This is a genomic window from Paracoccus shanxieyensis, from assembly GCF_009711265.1.
Lineage (GTDB): Bacteria > Pseudomonadota > Alphaproteobacteria > Rhodobacterales > Rhodobacteraceae > Paracoccus > Paracoccus shanxieyensis.
Map to the genome: position 1 here is coordinate 1 of NZ_WMII01000009.1, position 18,870 is coordinate 18,870.

Genomic DNA, 18,870 nt, shown 5'->3' on the forward strand with positions numbered 1-18,870 from the left:
ATACATCAACGGCTTCTATAACCCGCGCCGTCGGCACTCAGCATTGGGAGGCAAAAGCCCCTTGGCCTTTGAACGCCACGTGGCCTAAACGAGCACTCGGAGCGGCACAAATACGCGACAGGTCCACTAGCTGGCCGAGCATCACCCGAATTTCGGCGGGCGAGAGCGAGCGGTCTTTGGGCACGAACGTCGCGATCGACGCCGGCCCGACCTCTTCGGCGGGGTTCGACACCTTCTCCCCGTGCAGCTTTGCGAAGGCGAAGACGAGCTTCACGATGTCACGAACATGGACCGCCGTGGCCGGCGCTCCCCGCTTCTTCACCTTGTCGCACATCCCCCGAAGATCCTCGGGCGTGATTTCCGTCAGCAGCCGATTGCGGAACGTCGGCAGGATGTCCCGCTCGTAGATCGAGCGGCGCATCGCGCGGGTGCTTTCGGCCATCCGGTGCTCTTGCAGCCAGCGTTCGCCAAACTCGCCGAAGCTCTTTGCTTCCTTGATGCGGCGCTTCTCGCGTTGCTTCTCCTGGGCAGGCGACCGCCCTTCCTGAATCGAACGCTGCGCGTCGATCAGCTTTTCCCGCGCACGGGCCAGAGAGAGGCCCGCCGGCCCGTATCGGCCGAGAGTCAAGGTCTCGCGTCGACCGTGCATACGGTAGTCATAGCGGAACACGACGGCGCCCGACGGATTCACAACGACATACATACCGTCACGGTCAGAGACCTTGTATAATTTATCCTTTGGTTTCAGTGCCTTGATTGCCGCATCGGTAAGCATCGGACCCTCCTGGATCGTTCAAAAAACGCCAGAGAGCCCCAAAAAATACCGTCAGGCCAAAACCGACCAGTCTTGACGGAGGATTATCCTTTATTCTCAATGGAATAAGGTCGAAAAAATACCGTCACAAGCTCTCTAGGCCATGACGGTATATGCAAATCTGCGATGTCACAAGACGCCCCATACCGTCAGCTCCGCTGTCGATCGCGAGGCTTTCCCAACGATTGACGGCGAAAGACGCCGGAGAGAAAGTCCTTCATTTTCAGCGCTTTATGGAGATTAATCGGCGGTTATCGGCGGCGTTTGGGTAAGCGCGAATCATTCCCATTCGATCGTGCCCGGCGGCTTCGAGGTGATGTCATAGGTGCAGCGGTTGATGCCCTTGACCTCATTGATGATCCGCGTCGCCGTCTCACCCAGAAACTCATGCGAGAAGGGGTAATAATCGGCCGTCATCCCGTCGACACTGGTGACTGCCCGCAAGGCGCAGGCATAGTCATAGGTGCGCCCGTCGCCCATCACGCCGACGGTGCGGACGGGAAGGATGGCGACAAAGGCCTGCCAGATATCGTCATAAAGCCCATGCTTGCGGATCTGGTCGATGAAGACCGCATCCGCCTTGCGCAGGATCTCCAGCTTTTCGCCGGTGATCTCGCCGGGGCAGCGGATGGCAAGTCCGGGGCCGGGGAAGGGGTGGCGGCCGATGAACTTGGCGGGCAGGCCAAGCTCGCGACCAAGCGCCCGCACCTCGTCCTTGAAAAGCTCGCGCAAGGGCTCGACCAGTTTCAGGCCCATCTTCTCGGGCAGACCGCCGACATTGTGGTGCGACTTGATGGTGACCGAGGGCCCGCCGCTGAAGCTGACCGATTCGATCACGTCGGGGTAAAGCGTGCCCTGCGCCAGAAACTCAGCACCCTCGATGCCATTGGCATATTTCTGGAACACGTCGATGAACAGCTTGCCGATGGTCTTGCGCTTGACCTCGGGGTCGCTCACGCCTTCCAGCGCACCGATGAACAGATCGGCCTCGTCGGCATGGATCAGGGGAATGTTGTAATTGTCGCGGAACATGGTGACGACTTCGTCGGCCTCGTTCAGCCGCAGCAAGCCGTGATCGACAAAGACGCAGGTCAGCTGATCGCCAATGGCCTCATGGATCAGGACCGCGGCCACCGAACTGTCGACGCCGCCCGACAAGCCGCAGATCACCTTGCGGTCGCCGACCTGCTCGCGGATCTTGCGCACGGCTTCGTCGCGATAGCTGGCCATGGTCCAGTCGCCGGTGAATCCGGCCATGCGCACGAAATTCTCCAGCATGGTGCGGCCATTCGGGGTGTGATGCACCTCGGGATGGAACTGCACGGCAAAGAACTTGCGCGATTCGTCGGCAATCATCGCAAAAGGCGCATTGGGCGACACGCCAATGACCTCAAAGCCCGGCGCAAGGCTGGTCACCCGGTCGCCATGGCTCATCCAGACCTCTTCGCGGCCGGTGCCGAACAGGCCCGCAAAGATCCCGTCACGGGTATGTCCCTCGGCGGGCGCGACGAAGGCGCGGCCATATTCGGCATGGTGACCGGCTTCGACGCGGCCGCCCAGCTGCTCCATCATGACCTGCTGGCCGTAACAGATGCCAAAGACCGGCACGCCAAGATCGAACAGGGATTGCGGTGCGCGGGGCGAACCCTCCTGCGTCACCGAGGCAGGCCCCCCCGACAGGATCACCGCCTGCGGAGCAAAGCTTTTCAGAAAGGCGTCATCGACCGTGTTGAACGGATGGATTTCGCAATAGACATTCAACTCACGCAAGCGGCGCGCGATAAGCTGCGTCACCTGAGAGCCGAAATCGACGATGAGAAGGCGCTGATGCTGGGTCATGGCACGGCTTTAGGCCGCGTCAATGCCGTTCGCAAGGGGCAAGCATCGGCTCTTATGGTATCGTCGCATGGGTATTTGAAAAACAAGGAATGCCGTTCAGGCGCATCGCTCAAAGCCTCCTTGTTTTTCAAATACCCATGCAGGTGTCACCACAAGCGCGATCAGCGCCAGAGATTGCCCAGAGCCTCGACCGGATCATCCTCGGCCCAGATCTCACCGCCAAGGGCGATGAAGTCGCTGATGGGGGCAAGCTGGCCGATCAATGCGGGCGTCAGGGCACCTTCGGCAACGACCGGCACCTCGATCATCTCGGACCACCACTGGAACAGATCCAACTCGGCGATATCTCCATGGCCAAGCGCGGTCGCGCGGCAGGGACCGAAGCTGACATAATCTGCGCCGGCTTCGGCGGCATTCATCCCGTCATGACGCGAGGTGCCACAGAACGCACCCACGATGGCATCGGCGCCAAGTTCCTTGCGGGCATAGCGCACGCTGCGCGCGCCGTCGGTCAGATGCACGCCGTCAAGGCCGTGGCGGCGCGCCAGTTCGACGTGATCGTCGATGACCACCGCCACATCGCGAGCATGCGCGATCTCACGTGCAAGATCGGCCAGCCGGCCCAGATCTTCCTCACTTCCGGCGCCGGGAATGCGCAGGCAGGCCACCGGGAAGCGGTCCAGCACATCCGCCAGCAACGGACCCACCGTCGAGGCCGCCGCGCCGACCGGCGTGATTAGGTAAAGTTGCGGCGAATTCGGCTGGTCGTCTGTCATGGCACTGTCATCCTGAGGCTTCACGGGTCAGATAGCGCAGGCAAGCGCGCCTTGCCAGTGCCTCACGGTAAGGATATGGCCGCGCGCATGGAACCCGCGATCATCCTTGTACGCCCGCAGATGGGCGAGAATATCGGCGCTGCCGCCCGCGCCATGCTGAATTTCGGTCTGAGCGACATGCGACTGGTCGCGCCGCGCGACGGCTGGCCCAATCCCAAGGCCATCGCCATGGCTTCGGGCGCGGCGGGGCAGGTGCTGGATCAGGCGCGGGTCTATCCGAGTTTGGCCGAGGCGATGGCCGATATCGATTACGCCTATGCCACGACCGCGCGGGGGCGCGAGCTGACCAAACCCGTGCTGACCCCCGCAACCGCGATGCAGGACGCGCGCGCGCGCACCGCAGCGGGGGTACGCACCGCGATCATTTTCGGTCCCGAACGCGCGGGGCTGGAAAATGACGATGTGGCGCGGGCCAATGCGATCATCACCGTGCCGGTCAATCCCGATTTTCCGTCGCTGAACCTTGCGCAGGCGGTGCTGCTGAATGGCTATGAATGGTCGCGCGAGACCCTGCCGCCCGAACCTGCGCCGCATGGCCGCCGCCCCGATGGCGAGGTTCCCGCCACCCGGATCGAAATCGAGAAACTGGCCGATCACTGGGAGGAGCGGCTGGCCGATGCGGGCTTCTTCTTCCCCGAGGAAAAGGCCCCGGCGATGAAGCTGACGCTGCGCAACCTGTGGTCGCGACTGCCGCTGACCCGTGCGGATACCCGGATCTTTCACGGCATGCTGCGACAACTGGTCCGTCGCGACTGATTGATTTCCGGGCCTCGTCCGGTCAAGGTCCGGCACAAAAGGCAAGGAAGCTGACATGGCAAGACGTCCCGTCTTTCACGAAGTCACCGAAACCACTCCGCGCAGCACGCCCGCAGGCGGGATGATCGACGCCGGGCACAAGACCGGCCGCGGCTGGGTGCGCGTCTGGCTGATGCTGCTGTTCGTCATGGTCGTGGCGATGATCGCGCTTGGCGGGGCGACACGGCTGACCGGCTCGGGGCTGTCCATCACGGAATGGAAGCCGGTGACCGGGGCGATCCCGCCGATGGATGCCGCGACCTGGGCGGCCGAGTTCGAGAAATACAAGCAGATCCCGCAATTCGCGCAGGTCAATCCCGACATGGATCTGGCGGGGTTCAAGCAGATCTATTGGTGGGAATGGTCACACCGTCTGCTGGGGCGGCTGGTTGGGCTGGTCTGGGCGCTTGGCTTCGTCGTCTTTCTGGCCACCAAGCGCATCCCCACGGGCTGGACGCCGCGCCTGCTGGCGTTGGGGGCCATGGGTGGCGCGCAGGGGGCGATCGGCTGGTGGATGGTGCATTCCGGCCTGTCGGGGGAAATGGTGCGCGTGGCCTCATACCGGCTGGCGATCCATCTGGGCATCGCCTTCGCCATCCTTGGGCTGATCGCATGGCTGGTCCTGTCGCTGGGCCGGTCCGAGGCCGAGCTGATGCGCGCCCGACGCGCCGGTGAGCGGAAGCTTTTTTCGATGACGACCGGGCTGATGCATCTGGCCTTCGTGCAGATCCTGCTGGGCGCGCTGGTGGCGGGGATCGACGCGGGACGCGCCTATACCGGCTGGCCGACCATGGGCGGCGAATGGATCCCGACCGAGATCTGGGACACGACACTGGGCTGGCGCAACTTTTTTGAAAACCCGGCGCTGGTGCAGTTCGTGCACCGCATGGTCGCCTATCTGCTGACGATCTTTGCCGTGGTGGTGTTCCTGCGGGCGCGCCGCTCGCCGCATCCGGTGACGCGGGGGGCCTATGTCGCGATGATCGCCGCTGTTGCGGTGCAGGTGCTGCTGGGGATCATGAACGTGCTTCACGCCTCGCCCTTGCCCTTGGCGCTTGCCCATCAGATCGGAGCGGTGGCACTCTTCACCCTGATCCTGCGTGCGCGCCACCACGCCCGCTATCCTTATGAAACCTCGGTCCGGGGAACCATCAGATGAGCGCTTTTGACGATCTTCTTGCCTTCCAGCGCCAGACCGAGGCGCTGTCCTCGGTTGCCGAGCGTCTGGGTTGGGATCAGGAAACCGTGATGCCGCGCGGCGCCGTCGAACAGCGCAGCGAGGAAATGGCCGCCATGGAAGCGGTGCTGCACGAACGCCGCACCGACCCGCGCATCGGCGAATGGCTGGATCAGGCCCAGCCCGAGGATGCCGAGGATCAGCGCATCCTTGACCTGATCGCGCGCGACCATCGCCGTGCCTCGCGCATCCCCGCGCGGCTGGCGATGGAACTGGCGCGGCAGACCTCGCTGTCGCAGGGCGTCTGGGCCGAGGCCCGCGCCAAGGATGCGCCCGATGATTTCCTGCCGGTGCTGAACGACATCGTGATGCTGAAGCGCGAGGAAGCCGCCGCGCTGGCCGATGGGGGCGATCTTTACGATGCGCTGCTGGACGATTACGAGCACGGCACGACGCAGGCCGAAATCGCCACGCTGTTCGACGCCATGCGTCCCCGGCTGGTGGCGCTGCGCGAGGATGTGCTGGGCGCCGAATATCAGCCGCAGGCACTCAGCGGAGATTTTCCGCAAGAAACCCAGCTGCGTCTGGCCCGCGCCTGCGCGACGGCCTACGGCTATGACTGGACACGGGGCCGCATGGATATTGCCGTGCATCCCTTCAGCTCGGGCCGCTGGCAGGACAGCCGCATCACAACGCGGGTGGTCGAGACCGATCCCTTCAACTGCATCTATTCGACCATCCATGAGGTCGGGCATTCCAGCTATGAGCTTGGCATCGACAGCGATTACGCCTTCACGCCGCTGGGCCGTGGCGTGTCGATGGGCGCGCATGAAAGCCAAAGCCGGATCTATGAAAACCAGATCGGCCGGGGGCGGGCCTTCTCGGGCTGGCTGTATCAGCGCATGGCCGATGCCTTTGACGGGCTGTCCGTGCCCGATGCCGATGCGTTGTACGCCACCGTCAACCGCGTGACGCCCGGCTTCATCCGGACCGAGACCGATGAGGTGCAGTATAACCTGCATGTCATGCTGCGCTTTGATCTGGAACGCGACCTGATCGCGGGCCGTCTGGACACGAATGATCTGGTCGAGGCATGGAACGCCCGCTTCCTCAAGGATTTCGACGTGGCTGTGGACCGTCCGGCGAATGGCGTTTTGCAGGACGTGCATTGGGCGGTGGGGCTTTTCGGCTATTTCCCGACCTACGCGCTGGGGAACGTCTATGCCGGCTGCCTGAATGCCGCCATGCGCGACGCGGTCCCGGACCTCGACCGTTTCCTTGCTGCCGGAGACGCGGGCCCCGCCGTCGAATGGCTGCGCGAAAACATGCAGCGCCACGGCGGGCTGTATCCGCCGCGCGAATTGATCGAACGCGCCACCGGCGCAGAGATCAGCGAATTGCCGTTGCTGGATTATCTGGAGCAAAAATTCGGCGGCATCTACCGGCTGTAACTGTCGCATGGGTATTTGGAAAACAAGGAAGACCAGAGGCGTTTGCTTCGGCTTCCTTGTTTCTTAAATACCCATTCCACGTTTCGACAGGCGCAACCAGATGCCGTTCTTGCCCCGCAGCGTCAGGCGCATGATCGGCACCGCGCGACGGCTGCCTGCGGCGACGCGGTAGCGCTGCATCAGGGCGGCCAGGATCAGCGGCCCCTCGATCATCGCGAAGCCTGCGCCGGGGCAGGCGCGCGCCCCGGTCGAGAAGGGGATGAAGGCGTCGCGCATGCAGGTCTTGCCGTTTTCGGTGTTCCAGCGGGATGGGTCGAAGCCATCCGGGTTCTGCCACAGGCGCTGGTGGCGGTGCAGATGCCATGGCGACAGCACGAGTTGCGCACCCTTTGGTGCCTTGCGGTCGCGTAATGTCTCGGTATGGCGGCATTCGCGCACGGTCATGGCGACCGGCGGGTAAAGCCGCAACGATTCGCGGAAGACGGCGCGCGCAAGCTTGAGGTTCTTGACCGAGACAAAGTTGGGGGACAGGTGCTGATTGGCCTCATGGGCCAGCCTGTCCTGCCATTCCGGGTTCTCGGCCAGAAGATACAGCGCCCATGCCAGCGCCGAGGCGCCGGTTTCGTGACCGGCCAGAAAGAAGGTGGCGATCTCGTCGATCGTCTCGCGGTCATCGAAGGTGGTGTTCGTCACCGGATCTGGGGTGGTCATGATCTTTGTCGCCAGATCGGCGGGGGCGGTGCCATCCGCGATCTCTTCGGCGCGTCGGGCGACAAGATCGTGGATCAGCCCCCTGATACGTCTGGCGCTTTCTTTCGTGCGGGCCGAGTGGATGCGCAGCCATTTCGGCAGCGCCATCAGCCCGCCCAGATTGACCATGGGCTGCGCGTCCTGATGATCCCGGAACGCCTGAAACACCTGCATGGCCGCGTCATCCTCGATCGGGATCGAGAACAGCGTGCGGAAGATCACATCCGCCGCCACATGGCTGGTCTGCGGTTCTATGTCGATTTCCCGGCCATCGGCCAGCGGGTCCAGCCGCGCGACGATGGCTTCGGATGCGGCCCACATTTGCGGGTATGCCTCGCGCAGGCGGCCGCCCTCGAAGGCAAGGTCGATGATGCGCCGTTGCCGCAGCCATGTCGCGCCGTTCGAGATGAAGCTGGAATTGCCCAGCAGCGGTTCCAGCCCTGCCGCCATGCGCGGGCTTTTCGGGAAATCCATCGGGCGGCGCTTCAGGATCAGGTCGATCAGTTGCGGATCGTTGCAGGTGAAGCTGTGGATGAACGGGCCGCGGAATTCGGCCATCCATGCGCGATACAGCTTGTCGGATTGCGCCGACAGGATGTCGCGGCGGAAATCGCGGATGAAGCGCCAGACCGAGGCGCGGCCCTGACGTGAGGCGGGTTTCGGCGGGATCATGTCGCGGTGAACCGATTTGCAGCGCGGGTGATGCGGCCGGGAGAGTGGTGGCGCTGCGCAAAACGCTGCTGCAGCGGGATCGGCCCGGCGGTGATGGCGAAATAATCATAGTCTCCGGGGCGGTCGAAGGCGCAGAGATACTGAAAATGCAGCCGGAACCAGTGGCCCTTCAAGCTTGCCTGCTTTTCGGGGGACAGCGTTTGCTTGAACGCACCGGAAAGCACCAGCGGGTGGCGCTGATCGGCCGGGGCCACACCTGAAACCGCCACCGGATCGCACAGCCCGAAACAGCAGGCATCGCCCGGCGCGCTGACATCGACCCATGCCAGCTCGTCCCGCGTCGACAGAAAGCGCAGATCGGCGCGCAGCTGGTTCGCACGCGGCAGATATGACGCCATCGGCACGACATGGCCCAGCGACAGATAGGACAGCCGCGCCCCCTGCGGCACGCGCCCCGCGCGGATCAGATCGGCCAGCACCGACACCCCCAGATAGGCGCCGGAACTGTGGCCGACGACCAGCACCTCGTCCCAATCCTCGCCCAGCACCTTGGCGATGCGGTCGCTGAACTGCGCCAGCCGTTCGCGCAGCGCCGGGGGATAGGCGCCCATGTCACGGGCGGTGAAGGCATAGTCATGCATCAGATAATAGGCAAAGATCCGGCCATCGATGCGCCGCCACATCAAAAGCCCGGCCCATGTCACCGCCGCCATCACCGGAAGCGCGATCCATGCGCCAAGCCCCGTCAGGCGGCCAAGCCCCCAGCCAAGCCCCGCACCCACCAGCAGCGCCAGAAGCAACTGGCCCAGCAGCACCACCACCGGGTAAAGCGCCGCGATCACCGGGCCGCGCCGCAGCCGCATCAGACGAAACAGCGCACCCGTGCCGATATAGGCCCATGCGGTGCGCGCCAGCTGACCATAGGTCGCGGCGATCGACTGGCCCATCGAGCCTGCGACGATATCGGCCCAGACCAGCACCTCGATTTCGCTTTCGGCCGTCATGCCGCCGAACTGGGCCGTGACGCCCCAGCCAAAGCCCGTGCGGTCGCGACGCGCGCCGAAATCCAGCGCATAGCCGGAAATGCGCGCCTGTTCTGCGCCCTCGCGCTTGTAAAGCTCGCGGTAGCGGCGCGGCGGAATCGGGTCATATCCGGGGATATAGAGGACGCGGCGGCGAAAGGGGCGGGTCATCTGAACTCGGAGGTTTTGCAACCGCAGCATAATGCAATCGTTCGCCGCCACAAGTCAGAGGATGTTCCATCGCGCTTCCAGTTTCTCGATCGCCTCGATCCGGGCCTGCGTCTTGGGATGCGACAGCAGCCATGCCGGCGCGGTGGCGCGTCCGCCCGACAGTTTTTCAAGCTTGCGGAACAGATCCTTTTGCGGCTTGGTGCCAAGCCCGGCCTTGACCATCAGCGCGCTGGCAAAGGCATCGGCCTCGAATTCGTCCTGCCGCGACAGGCGCGCGGCGACGGCGGCGGCGGCAAGGTTGGCGATCCAGCCGCCGATGCCGGGCAGGAAGCGGCCAAGCACGCCCGCCAGCACCATGCGGATGGCGTTCTGGCCCGCGAAATCCACCATCCGCCTGCGGGAATGGCCATGGGCGACATGGCCCAGCTCATGCGCGATGACCGAGGCAAGCTCGGCCTCGGTCACGTCATTGGCGTCCAGACGGTCCAGAAAGCCCCGGGTCAGAAAGATGCGGCCATCGGGCGCCGCAAGGCCGTTGACCTGCGGGATTTCATAGACATGCGCCTTGACCGGCGGCAGGTCCATGGCGCGGCCCAGACGTTCCAGCATCGGCGTCAGCCGGGGATGGGTCAGCGGCGTGGATTTCTCGCGCAGTTCGGCCTTCAGCCGATACAGCGAGAAAAACCACATCGCGGCGGCGTAAAGGATGATCAGCAGGATCGGGGTATATCTAAGCATCTGCCGAATATGGCGTGGCGCGCGCCGTTAGCCAAGCAGCCGCATGGCCTGCGTCAGCCCCTGCAGGGTCAAAGGCTGCATCCGCCCGTCAAAGATCTGTTCGATCATCGCGATGGATTGCGTCTGGCGCCAATGCGGCTGCGGCACCGGGTTCAGCCACACATGATCGGGCCATGTCTCGCGCAGGCGGCGCAGCCAGACCTCGCCCGCCTCGGGGTTCCAGTGTTCGTTCGCGCCACCCGGCACCGCGATCTCATAGGGCGACATCGAGGCATCGCCCACGACAATCGCCTTATAGTCGCGGCCAAAGCGGTTCAGCACATCCCATGTCGGCACGGTTTCGGTCCAGCGGCGGCGGTTGTCGCGCCGCAGGCCTTCATAGAGGCAGTTGTGGAAATAGAAATGTTCCAGATGCTTGAACTCGGCCCGCGCCGCCGAGAACAACTCATCCACGCGGCGGGCGTGATCGTCCATGCTGCCGCCGACATCCAGAAACAGCAGCACTTTCACGGCATTGCGCCGCTCGGGGCGGGTCTGCACATCGATATAGCCATGTTCGGCGCTGGCGCGGATGGTGCCGGGCAGATCCAGTTCCTCGGCCGCGCCGTGGCGCGCCCATTGCCGCAGCCGTTTCAGCGCCACCTTGATGTTGCGGGTGCCAAGATCGACCGAATCGTCGAAGTCGCGAAACTCGCGCCGGTCCCAGACCTTGACGGCGCGGCGATGGCGGCTTTCGTCCTGCCCGATGCGGATGCCTTCGGGGTTATAGCCGTAAGCGCCAAAGGGCGAGGTGCCCGCCGTGCCGATCCATTTATTGCCACCCTGATGACGGGTTTTCTGTTCGGCCAGCCGCTCGCGTAGTCGCCGCATCAATTCGTCGAAGCTGCCGGGGCCTTCGATCCGGGCGCGCTCTTCGGGGGTCAGCAGCTTTTCGGCCAGCTTTTCCAGCCAGTCACGGGGCAGGGTGGTCTGGTCCACCAAGGCCTCGACCGGGATGTCGTCCAGCCCGGCGAAGCTTTCGGCGAAGGCGCGGTCGAAACGGTCGATATGGGCTTCGGACTTGACCAGCGTGGCGCGCGACAGATGATAGAACCCCTCGGGGCTCCAATCCGACAGACCGGCCTGCAGTCCGGCCAGAAGGTCCAGATATTCCCGCAGGCTGGCGGGCACTCCATGCCGACGCAGACTGTCAAGGAAAGGCGTGAACATCAGGTCATCCGGCTGATCAGCACGGTCAGGAACAGGCCCAGAATGGCCAGCCCCATGGCATGGGCCGCGGCATATTGCAGCTTGTCGGCCCGCGCGCCGCCGCGTTTTGCGGCCCGCATCCAGCCGATCAAGGCGCCCAGAAGAAATCCAGCGATCACGATCATATCCCTGCGATAGCCCCCGAAGCAGCCCCTGTCGAGAGGCAACCCCTTGAACAGGCATTGGGGGCGGGTTAACTTCAATGCAACTTGTCATCGGAGGGCGTGCACATGACGCCCAAGCGTCCCGCGGGTGCGGACGCGTTCCCGAGGAAAACGGTCGAGCCTTTCGTCACCCGCCCGGCCGAGGACGGGCCGCTTTACGCGGCGCTGGATCTTGGCACCAACAGTTGCCGGATGCTGATTGCCCGACCGATGGGCAGCCAGTTTCAGGTAGTTGACAGCTTCTCGAAGCCTGTCCAGCTGGGGCAGGGTCTTGAGGCATCCGGCAGGCTGTCGCGCCCCTCAATGGCGCGGACGGTCCATGCCTTGCAGGTGTGCCGGCGCAAGCTTGAGGCGCATGACGTGACGCGCATGCGTCTTGTCGCGACCGAGGCCTGCCGCCGTGCCCGCAACAGCCGCGATTTCCTGCGGCTGATCCGGCGCGAAACCGGGCTGCCGGTCGAGATCATCGACGCCGAGGAAGAGGCGCGGCTGGCGGTGATTTCCTGCGCGCCTCTGGTCAGTCACCGGACCGAGCAGCTTCTGGTCGTGGATATCGGCGGCGGCTCGACCGAACTGGTCTGGATCGATCTTGAGGATGTCGAGCCGACCGAGCGCCCGCGCGCCATCATGCGGCTGTCCGACGGGTTCCGTCAGCCGCTGCCGGGCGGCGCGCGGGTGGTCGACTGGATCAGCGTGCCGCTGGGCGTGGCGACGCTGCGCGACCAGTTCGACGATGTCGAGGACGATCAGGGGCGTTTCGCGCTGATGTCGTGGCATTTCGAGGAGATGCTGTCGGATTTCAGCCCCTATGCGCTGGCCCAGAACATGCAGGAAAATTTTCAGGTGATCGGCACATCCGGCACCGTCACCACGGTGGCGGCCAGCCATCTGGGGCTGCGGCGCTATGACCGGACCAAGGTGGACGGGTTGACCATGACCTCGGCGCAGATCGACCGGGTGATCCGCGATTACCTGTCGCTGGGCCCCGAGGGGCGGCGCATCGATCCGCGCATCGGCCGCGAGCGGCATGCGCTGATCATGTCGGGCGCGGCGATCTTGCAGACCCTGATGCGCGTCTGGCCGACCACGCGGCTGTCGGTTGCGGATCGCGGTCTGCGCGAGGGGCTGCTATATGCGCAGATGGTCAAGGATGGGGTGCTGGCGCCCGACGGATTGAACGGGGTAGCATAAGATGACGGACAAAAAAAAACCGGGCGGCGAACGAAAAAGTTCGGGCCGGGGGCAGCGCGATCTGCGGGTGCGGGTCAAATCGGCCAAGGGGCGCAAGCTGTCCAGCACGTTGTGGCTGGAGCGGCAGTTGAACGATCCCTATGTTGCGCGGGCCAAGCGCGATGGCTATCGCGGGCGCGCGGCCTACAAGATCCTTGAGCTGGATGACAAATACCGCTTTCTGGTGCCCGGCGCGCGCGTGGTCGATCTGGGCTGCGCGCCCGGTGGCTGGTGTCAGATCGCCGTGGGTCGCGTCAACGCCCTGGGCGAGAAATCGGGCAAGAAGGTCGGCCGGGTTCTGGGCGTCGATCTGCAAGAGGTCGATCCCATTGCCGGGGCCGAGATCCATCAGCTGGATTTTCTGGCCGACGGGGCCGACGATCAGGTGAAGGCGTGGCTGGGCGGCCGGGCGGATGTGGTGATGTCGGACATGGCGGCGGCCTCCTCGGGGCACAAGGGCACGGACCACCTGCGCATCGTCGCGCTGATCGAGGCGGCGCTGGCCTTTGCCTTCGACGTGCTGGAGCCGGGCGGCACCTTCGTCGCCAAAGTGCTGGCCGGGGGCGCCGAGAATGAGATGCAGGCTTTGCTGAAGCGCAATTTCCGCAAGGTGGCCAATGTGAAGCCGCCTGCCAGCCGGTCGGATTCCTCGGAAAAATTCGTTGTGGCTCAGGGGTTTCGCGGTAATGGCGCGGCGGATGCGGCGCTGGATGAAGATGACGACGGGGTTGACCGGCTGGACTGAGCGTCTGGCCTTGCCGCGCGTGGCGTCGTCGTGATTTGGGTATTTGAAAAACAAGGATGCTGAGGCGCGTCCTGCGCAGCCGTCTTGGGTTTTCCGGCGGCGGGGTCTGGCTTTTTCAGTCCTGCGGCGGGTTGCGGTGGATGGCGCGGAAATCCTCGGGGGTGCGGCCGGTTGCGGCGGCGAAGCTGCGCACGAAATGGCCGAGGCCCGAGAAGCCCAGGTCCCGCGCGATCTGGCCTGCCGTCATGTTGGTGTCGCGCAGCAGGCTTGCCGCGCGGTCCAGCCGCAGCCGGTAGAGCAGGTCCAGCGCGCGCTTGCCGCGGCTTTGCTGGCAGGCGCGGTCCAGATGTGTCTGCGTGCAGCCCAGATCGCGGGCGAGTTCGGCGATGGTCTGGTTTCTCGCGATATTCGCACCCGCCAAGGCCAGAAAGCGTTCGGTCAGCGGCTGAGCCTCGGTCACGCGCTGGTTCAGCATGCGCTGCGCCTGCGATCCTTCGGCCAGCCGCGACAGCGCGACCGAGAGCAGGCCGAGGTGACAGGCGGTGGCGCTGACCTCGGTCGGGTTGCGCGGGCTGCCGTGACCCAGTGCGAGCAGAGCCGGTTCGATCAGCGCCTGATCGGCGGGATCGGGCAGCCCGCTGCGGAAGCCGGTCGGAAAGGGGATCTGCAACTGCTTGACCAGATGCGGCGGGATCAGCAGCGCGCAGCCCTGAACATCTGCGGGCGGTTGCATGGAAAATGCGGTCCCTGCCGGGATCAGCGCGATACGGTCCGCCGTCAGCGGGTGCTGCTGGCCGGGAAAGCGGATGGCCAATGTGCCATCGGTCACCCGGATCAGGATATGATCGCCCCTGACGCGCGGCGCGATATCCGGACCTTGGCCGCCAAAGCGCCCGCGCGCGGCCCCCCCCCAATGGAAGGCCGCGAGCGGCACCAGCCGCAGCCCGTCCCCGGGGGCCGAGCGCGGCAGATGTCCGGGCGCGGGGGCCGGTCGGGCCGTCAGCACGGTCTCCGCATCCTTGCTGTCCTGCTGCGCGCGCAGGTCCACCTGCGAGGGTTCCAGGATGACGCCCGCCGTGATCCCCGCCCGCATCAGCCGTTCGATGATACCATCATCATCAAGACGCGGTTCCGGACGGGGCAGGTGGCGCAGCGTGTTGGTCATACCGTGATTCTCACGTTTCGGTGAGTTCAGGCTAGCTCACCCTGGGTTCGATTAGCGAACGCATTTAACGCCTTAAAGTTGCAAAATGTTTAATATGTTGCTTTCAGGCAGCGCCATCGACGCGAAGCTGCGTCCAGTCCCGCAGCCGGCCGCGAAAGAAGATGCGCTGCGATTTGGCATATTGCCGCGAGGCGATGATGGCGCGGTCGATGGCCTCGGGCAGCGTGGTTTCGTGGCGCAGATAGCCGATCAGTTCGGGGGCGCCGATGGCGCGGGCCCAAAGCGCCACGGGATCCCAGACGGGCAGCATGGCGCGGACCTCATCCAGCGCGCCCTGATCCATCATCAGGTGGAACCGGCGGGCGATGCGGTCCGCCAGCCAGTCGCGGTCGCTGGTCAGGACCAGACGCGTGGCGCTGTCGGCGCCGATCAGCGGCGGCGGTGTTTCGGCCTGCCATGCGGTAATGCCGCGCCCGGTGCTTTGCAGCACCTCCCATGCGCGCTGGACGCGGGCGGGGTTGCGCAGGTCGATCCGCCGGGCGGTCGCGTCGTCAAGCTGCGCTGCCATCTGCGCCAGCCCGTCGGGTTGGGCCATGCGGGCATCGGCCTCGGCCCGGATATGGGCGGGAACGGGGGGGATCACCGCCAGCCCCTGCGACAGGGCGTGCAGATACAGCCCCGTGCCGCCCACCACGATCAGCCGCGCGCCGGTCGAAAGCAGCGCCTGCACCTCGGAGAGCCAGGCGCCGACCGAATAGGGCGTGCCGGGGGCCAGATGGCCATAAAGCCGGTGCGGGGCCAGCGCCTCTTCGTGAAGCGAGGGCCGGGCCGAGATCACCCGCCAGCACGACCAGACCTGCAAGGCATCGGCGTTGACGATCAGCCCGCCCTGATCCTGCGCGATCTGCAGGGCAAGCGCGGATTTGCCGCTGGCGGTCGGCCCGGCGATCAGCACATGCCGGTCCGGCGGGATCGTCGCAGCCATGTCGTGACGCTGCATCACCTTGCGGGCATTCTTGGGCTGTTGAACATGGTCGGTATTTGCGACATTTTGCCCGGCAATGAAATCCCCCGTGAAAGGTGCCTTTTGATGTCCGAACTTATGCCGCAAGCCGGAAAGTATTCGCGCGTTCTGCTGAAGATCTCGGGCGAGGCGCTGATGGGGGACCAGGGCTATGGCCTGCATCCGCCGACCGTCGCCCGCATCGCCCATGAGGTGAAGTCGGTTCATGACATGGGCGTCGAGATCTGCATGGTCATCGGCGGCGGCAATATCTTCCGCGGTCTGCAGGGCAGCGCGCAGGGCATGGAGCGGGCGACCGCCGATTACATGGGGATGCTGGCCACCATCATGAACGCGCTGGGGATGCAGGCTGCGCTGGAGGCCGAGGGCATCCATACCCGCGTCATCAGTGCCATCCGCATGGATGAGGTGGCCGAACCCTATATCCGCCGTCGCGCCATGCGCCACCTTGAAAAGAAGCGCGTCATCATCTTCGCTGCGGGCACCGGCAACCCCTATTTCACCACCGATACCGCGGCCACGCTGCGGGCCAATGAAATGGGCTGCGAGGCGATCTTCAAAGGCACCAAGGTCGATGGCGTCTATGACAAGGATCCCAAGAAGCACGCTGATGCCAAGCGCTATGACAGCGTGACCTATGATGAGGTGCTGCAAAAACATCTGGGCGTCATGGATGCCTCGGCCATTGCGCTGGCGCGCGACAACAACCTGCCGATCATCGTGTTCTCGCTGGACGAGCCGGGCGGTTTCCGGGGGATTCTTGCCGGGCAGGGCACTTATACGCGGGTGCATGGCTAAAATTTCCGCATAGGCTTTGCCTTGTCCGAGGCTCTCGGCTAAAAGCACGAAAAACCACAGCAGAGAGGCCATGATCCTACATGTCCGACGAGATCGAGATCGACACCGACGACCTGGAACGCCGCATGAAGGGCGCAATGGAATCCCTGCGCCATGAATTCGCGTCGCTGCGCACGGGCCGCGCCTCGGCCAGCATGGTCGAGCCGATCATGGTCGATGCCTATGGCTCGCCCACGCCGATCAACCAGATCGGCACGGTGAACGTGCCCGAGCCGCGGCTGGTGACGATCAACGTCTGGGACAAGGCACTGGTCGCCAAGGCCGAAAAGGCCATCCGCGATTCGGGGCTGGGGATCAATCCGCAGTTGAACGGCACCATCATCATGCTGCCGATCCCGGAACTGAACGAAGAGCGCCGCCGCGACCTGACCCGCGTGGCCGCGCAATATGCCGAACATGCCCGCGTCGCGATCCGCAACGTGCGCCGCGACGGCATGGACCAGATCAAGAAGGCCAAGTCGGCCGGCATGTCCGAGGATGACCAGAAATTCTGGGAAAGCTCGGTGCAGGAACTGACCGACAAATCCATCGCCGCCGTCGATCAGGCGCTTGAATCGAAACAAGCCGAAATCATGCAGGTCTGATCCAGATGGCCGAAACTGCCGCCAGCCTGTCCAAGCCTTCGGGTCCGGACGCCAAGCCCCGGCACGTTGCCATCATCATGGATGGCAACGGTCGCTGGGCCGTCAACAAAGGCTGGCCTCGGCTTGTCGGTCACCGCAAGGGCGCCGAGCGCGTCAAGCAGATCGTGCGCGCCTGCCCCGATATGGGGGTGAACTGGCTGACGCTTTACGCCTTCTCGACCGAGAACTGGAAGCGCACGACCGAAGAAGTGCTGGGCCTGATGAAGATCTTTGCCCGCTATATCGAACGCGAGGCCGATGGCATGGCCGCCGAAGGCGTGCGGATGCGCTTCATCGGCGGGCGCGAGCGGCTGGACCAGCGCCTGCAACGGCTGATGGCCGGGATCGAGGCGCGCACCGCCGGAAATACCCGCCTGAACCTGACCGTCGCGATCAATTATGGCGGACGCGATGAAATCGCACGCGCGGCGCGCCGTCTGGCCGAGCGCGTCACCCGCGGCGAAATCACCGTCCCGACCGAGGCCGATTTTGCCGCCTGTCTGGACACGGCGGGCCATCCCGACCCCGATCTGGTGATCCGCACCTCGGGCGAGACGCGGACCTCGAACTTCCTGCCGTTTCAGGCCGCCTATTCGGAATATGAATTCACGCCGACGCTCTGGCCGGATTTCACGCCCGAGCATCTGGGCCAGATCCTTGACCGTTTCGGGCTGCGCGAGCGGCGCTTCGGGGGCGCATGACGGGGCCTCAGCTTCCCCGCAAGCGGTTCCGCGACAAGCTCAAGCCGGGCAAATGGGCCGATCTGCGCAAGCGGTTCGGCTGGGGAGCCTTGCTGCTTGTGCTGGGCGTCATCCTGCTTTTGTCCTCGGGGCTGTGGATGCGGCTTGGCGTGTCGGTCATTGCCGGGCTGATGATGTGGGAACTGGCGCGGCTGACCGGCTGGCGGCATCCCGAATTCCACAGCCCGCGCCATCCGGTGCTGATCGGCTGCCTGTCGGCGCTGGTCTTGCTGACCATGCTGATGATCCCCGGCGATCTGCCATTGCTGCTGATCGTGGTGCCGATCCTTGCCGGTCTGCCCGGCACGCACAGCCATGAACGGCTGGCCTATGTGACGTTTACCATCTCGATCCTTGGCGCGGCCTATGCGCTGGTCGCCATGCGCGAGGTGATGGGGCTGGCGACGGTGTTCTGGATCGTCGCGACCGTCGTGCAATCGGATGTGCTGGGCTATTTCGTCGGGCGCAAGCTGGGCGGGCGCAAGTTCTGGCCGTCGATCAGCCCGAAAAAGACCTGGAGCGGCACGCTGGCCGGTTGGGCCGGAGCCTTCGTGCTGGCGCTTGGCCTGCTGGCCACGGGCGAGGCGCCGTGGTCGGTGCTGCTGATCGGCCCGGCGCTGGCCATTGCCGGGCAGTTCGGCGATATCGCCGAAAGCTGGCTGAAGCGCCGGGTCGGGGCCAAGGACAGCTCGGCCCTGATCCCCGGACATGGCGGCGTGATGGACCGTTTCGACGCCATGACGGGGGCGCTTCTGCTTGCGCTGCTGCTGATGCTGGTCCATCTGTTGCCGGTAATCGGAGACTAGGA

General features: G+C 64.7%; 18 protein-coding genes and 1 pseudogene. 9 read left to right on the top strand and 10 right to left on the bottom strand.

All coding sequences use genetic code 11. The annotated features are described in order from the left end of the window. Positions 1–220: 220 nt before the first annotated feature. From GL284_RS21485 to GL284_RS10675, 3 genes and pseudogenes are all read right to left on the bottom strand, one after another. Positions 221–775 (bottom strand): annotated as a pseudogene (locus GL284_RS21485) (tyrosine-type recombinase/integrase); the annotation flags it as partial. Positions 776–1,093: 318 nt separating this feature from the next. Then, on the bottom strand, positions 1,094–2,653 hold the full coding sequence (guaA, locus tag GL284_RS10670) for a glutamine-hydrolyzing GMP synthase (RefSeq protein WP_155044622.1): 1,560 nt from the start codon (positions 2,651–2,653) through the stop codon (positions 1,094–1,096). Between the two features lie 161 nt (positions 2,654–2,814). Continuing rightward, a complete protein-coding gene (locus GL284_RS10675) occupies positions 2,815–3,429 on the bottom strand; it encodes a thiamine phosphate synthase (RefSeq protein WP_155044623.1) in 615 nt (204 codons plus the stop codon). Positions 3,430–3,504: 75 nt separating this feature from the next. Between GL284_RS10675 and GL284_RS10680 the strand changes: the two genes are divergently transcribed. From GL284_RS10680 to GL284_RS10690, 3 genes are read left to right on the top strand one after another with little or no spacing between them, the layout of a single operon-like run. Next, the gene (locus GL284_RS10680; RefSeq protein WP_155044624.1) at positions 3,505–4,245 is read left to right on the top strand and encodes an RNA methyltransferase; all 741 of its coding nucleotides are present in this window, start codon (positions 3,505–3,507) and stop codon (positions 4,243–4,245) included. A 55-nt stretch (positions 4,246–4,300) separates the two neighbouring features. Beyond that, positions 4,301–5,443 carry a heme A synthase gene (gene ctaA / locus GL284_RS10685; RefSeq protein WP_155044625.1) on the top strand — a complete coding sequence of 381 codons (1,143 nt, stop codon included), beginning with the start codon at positions 4,301–4,303 and terminating at the stop codon, positions 5,441–5,443. After that, positions 5,440–6,912, top strand: coding sequence for a carboxypeptidase M32 (locus tag GL284_RS10690; protein ID WP_155044626.1), 1,473 nt, complete (start codon positions 5,440–5,442; stop codon positions 6,910–6,912). The genes ctaA and GL284_RS10690 overlap by 4 nt, the downstream gene beginning before the upstream one ends. 63 nt (positions 6,913–6,975) lie before the next feature. On the opposite strand, the gene GL284_RS10695 is transcribed toward GL284_RS10690, so the two are convergent. The 5 genes from GL284_RS10695 to GL284_RS21305 are packed head-to-tail and all read right to left on the bottom strand — an operon-like array spanning position 6,976 to position 11,632. Further along, positions 6,976–8,334, bottom strand: coding sequence for a cytochrome P450 (locus GL284_RS10695; RefSeq protein WP_155044627.1), 1,359 nt, complete (start codon positions 8,332–8,334; stop codon positions 6,976–6,978). Continuing rightward, positions 8,331–9,527, bottom strand: a complete 1,197-nt coding sequence (locus tag GL284_RS10700) for a hypothetical protein (RefSeq protein WP_155044628.1) — start codon at positions 9,525–9,527, stop codon at positions 8,331–8,333. The genes GL284_RS10695 and GL284_RS10700 overlap by 4 nt, the downstream gene beginning before the upstream one ends. Positions 9,528–9,581: 54 nt before the next feature. Continuing rightward, positions 9,582–10,265: a M48 family metallopeptidase gene (locus tag GL284_RS10705; RefSeq protein WP_155044629.1), complete on the bottom strand. Its 684-nt coding sequence runs from the start codon at positions 10,263–10,265 to the stop codon at positions 9,582–9,584. Positions 10,266–10,292: 27 nt separating this feature from the next. Further along, positions 10,293–11,474 carry a vWA domain-containing protein gene (locus tag GL284_RS10710; protein ID WP_155044630.1) on the bottom strand — a complete coding sequence of 394 codons (1,182 nt, stop codon included), beginning with the start codon at positions 11,472–11,474 and terminating at the stop codon, positions 10,293–10,295. Continuing rightward, positions 11,474–11,632 (bottom strand): hypothetical protein, encoded by a 159-nt coding sequence (locus GL284_RS21305; RefSeq protein WP_196216764.1) that lies wholly within the window; start codon positions 11,630–11,632, stop codon positions 11,474–11,476. Before GL284_RS21305 ends, GL284_RS10710 begins: the two co-directional genes overlap by 1 nt. A 111-nt stretch (positions 11,633–11,743) precedes the next feature. On the opposite strand from GL284_RS21305, the gene GL284_RS10715 reads away from it, so the two are divergent. Then, positions 11,744–12,868, top strand: a complete 1,125-nt coding sequence (locus tag GL284_RS10715) for a Ppx/GppA phosphatase family protein (protein WP_155044631.1) — start codon at positions 11,744–11,746, stop codon at positions 12,866–12,868. Between the two features lies 1 nt (position 12,869). Next, positions 12,870–13,652, top strand: a complete 783-nt coding sequence (locus GL284_RS10720; protein ID WP_155044632.1) for an RlmE family RNA methyltransferase — start codon at positions 12,870–12,872, stop codon at positions 13,650–13,652. Positions 13,653–13,767: 115 nt separating this feature from the next. On the opposite strand, the gene GL284_RS10725 is transcribed toward GL284_RS10720, so the two are convergent. Continuing rightward, positions 13,768–14,817, bottom strand: coding sequence for a helix-turn-helix domain-containing protein (locus GL284_RS10725; RefSeq protein ID WP_155044633.1), 1,050 nt, complete (start codon positions 14,815–14,817; stop codon positions 13,768–13,770). Between the two features lie 103 nt (positions 14,818–14,920). Continuing rightward, positions 14,921–15,817: a tRNA (adenosine(37)-N6)-dimethylallyltransferase MiaA gene (gene miaA / locus GL284_RS10730; protein WP_155044634.1), complete on the bottom strand. Its 897-nt coding sequence runs from the start codon at positions 15,815–15,817 to the stop codon at positions 14,921–14,923. Positions 15,818–15,907: 90 nt separating this feature from the next. On the opposite strand from miaA, the gene pyrH reads away from it, so the two are divergent. The 4 genes from pyrH to GL284_RS10750 all read left to right on the top strand — a co-directional run bounded on the left by pyrH (position 15,908) and on the right by GL284_RS10750 (position 18,868). Next, complete coding sequence (gene pyrH / locus GL284_RS10735; RefSeq protein WP_155044635.1) at positions 15,908–16,639, top strand: UMP kinase; 732 nt, start codon at positions 15,908–15,910, stop codon at positions 16,637–16,639. A gap of 80 nt (positions 16,640–16,719) precedes the next feature. Further along, positions 16,720–17,283: a ribosome recycling factor gene (gene frr, locus GL284_RS10740; RefSeq protein WP_155044636.1), complete on the top strand. Its 564-nt coding sequence runs from the start codon at positions 16,720–16,722 to the stop codon at positions 17,281–17,283. Positions 17,284–17,288: 5 nt separating this feature from the next. Continuing rightward, positions 17,289–18,023, top strand: a complete 735-nt coding sequence (gene uppS / locus GL284_RS10745; protein WP_155044637.1) for a polyprenyl diphosphate synthase — start codon at positions 17,289–17,291, stop codon at positions 18,021–18,023. Continuing rightward, positions 18,020–18,868, top strand: a complete 849-nt coding sequence (locus GL284_RS10750) for a phosphatidate cytidylyltransferase (protein ID WP_155044638.1) — start codon at positions 18,020–18,022, stop codon at positions 18,866–18,868. The genes uppS and GL284_RS10750 overlap by 4 nt, the downstream gene beginning before the upstream one ends. Positions 18,869–18,870: the final 2 nt, after the last annotated feature.

Coding starts and splice junctions, on each gene's coding strand:
- guaA (WP_155044622.1), bottom strand. CDS start 2,653: ATGACCCAGCATCAGCGCCTTCTCATCGTCGATTTCGGCTCTCAGGTG.
- GL284_RS10675 (WP_155044623.1), bottom strand. CDS start 3,429: ATGACAGACGACCAGCCGAATTCGCCGCAACTTTACCTAATCACGCCG.
- GL284_RS10680 (WP_155044624.1), top strand. CDS start 3,505: ATGGCCGCGCGCATGGAACCCGCGATCATCCTTGTACGCCCGCAGATG.
- ctaA (WP_155044625.1), top strand. CDS start 4,301: ATGGCAAGACGTCCCGTCTTTCACGAAGTCACCGAAACCACTCCGCGC.
- GL284_RS10690 (WP_155044626.1), top strand. CDS start 5,440: ATGAGCGCTTTTGACGATCTTCTTGCCTTCCAGCGCCAGACCGAGGCG.
- GL284_RS10695 (WP_155044627.1), bottom strand. CDS start 8,334: ATGATCCCGCCGAAACCCGCCTCACGTCAGGGCCGCGCCTCGGTCTGG.
- GL284_RS10700 (WP_155044628.1), bottom strand. CDS start 9,527: ATGACCCGCCCCTTTCGCCGCCGCGTCCTCTATATCCCCGGATATGAC.
- GL284_RS10705 (WP_155044629.1), bottom strand. CDS start 10,265: ATGCTTAGATATACCCCGATCCTGCTGATCATCCTTTACGCCGCCGCG.
- GL284_RS10710 (WP_155044630.1), bottom strand. CDS start 11,474: ATGTTCACGCCTTTCCTTGACAGTCTGCGTCGGCATGGAGTGCCCGCC.
- GL284_RS10715 (WP_155044631.1), top strand. CDS start 11,744: ATGACGCCCAAGCGTCCCGCGGGTGCGGACGCGTTCCCGAGGAAAACG.
- GL284_RS10720 (WP_155044632.1), top strand. CDS start 12,870: ATGACGGACAAAAAAAAACCGGGCGGCGAACGAAAAAGTTCGGGCCGG.
- GL284_RS10725 (WP_155044633.1), bottom strand. CDS start 14,817: ATGACCAACACGCTGCGCCACCTGCCCCGTCCGGAACCGCGTCTTGAT.
- miaA (WP_155044634.1), bottom strand. CDS start 15,817: ATGCAGCGTCACGACATGGCTGCGACGATCCCGCCGGACCGGCATGTG.
- pyrH (WP_155044635.1), top strand. CDS start 15,908: ATGTCCGAACTTATGCCGCAAGCCGGAAAGTATTCGCGCGTTCTGCTG.
- frr (WP_155044636.1), top strand. CDS start 16,720: ATGTCCGACGAGATCGAGATCGACACCGACGACCTGGAACGCCGCATG.
- uppS (WP_155044637.1), top strand. CDS start 17,289: ATGGCCGAAACTGCCGCCAGCCTGTCCAAGCCTTCGGGTCCGGACGCC.
- GL284_RS10750 (WP_155044638.1), top strand. CDS start 18,020: ATGACGGGGCCTCAGCTTCCCCGCAAGCGGTTCCGCGACAAGCTCAAG.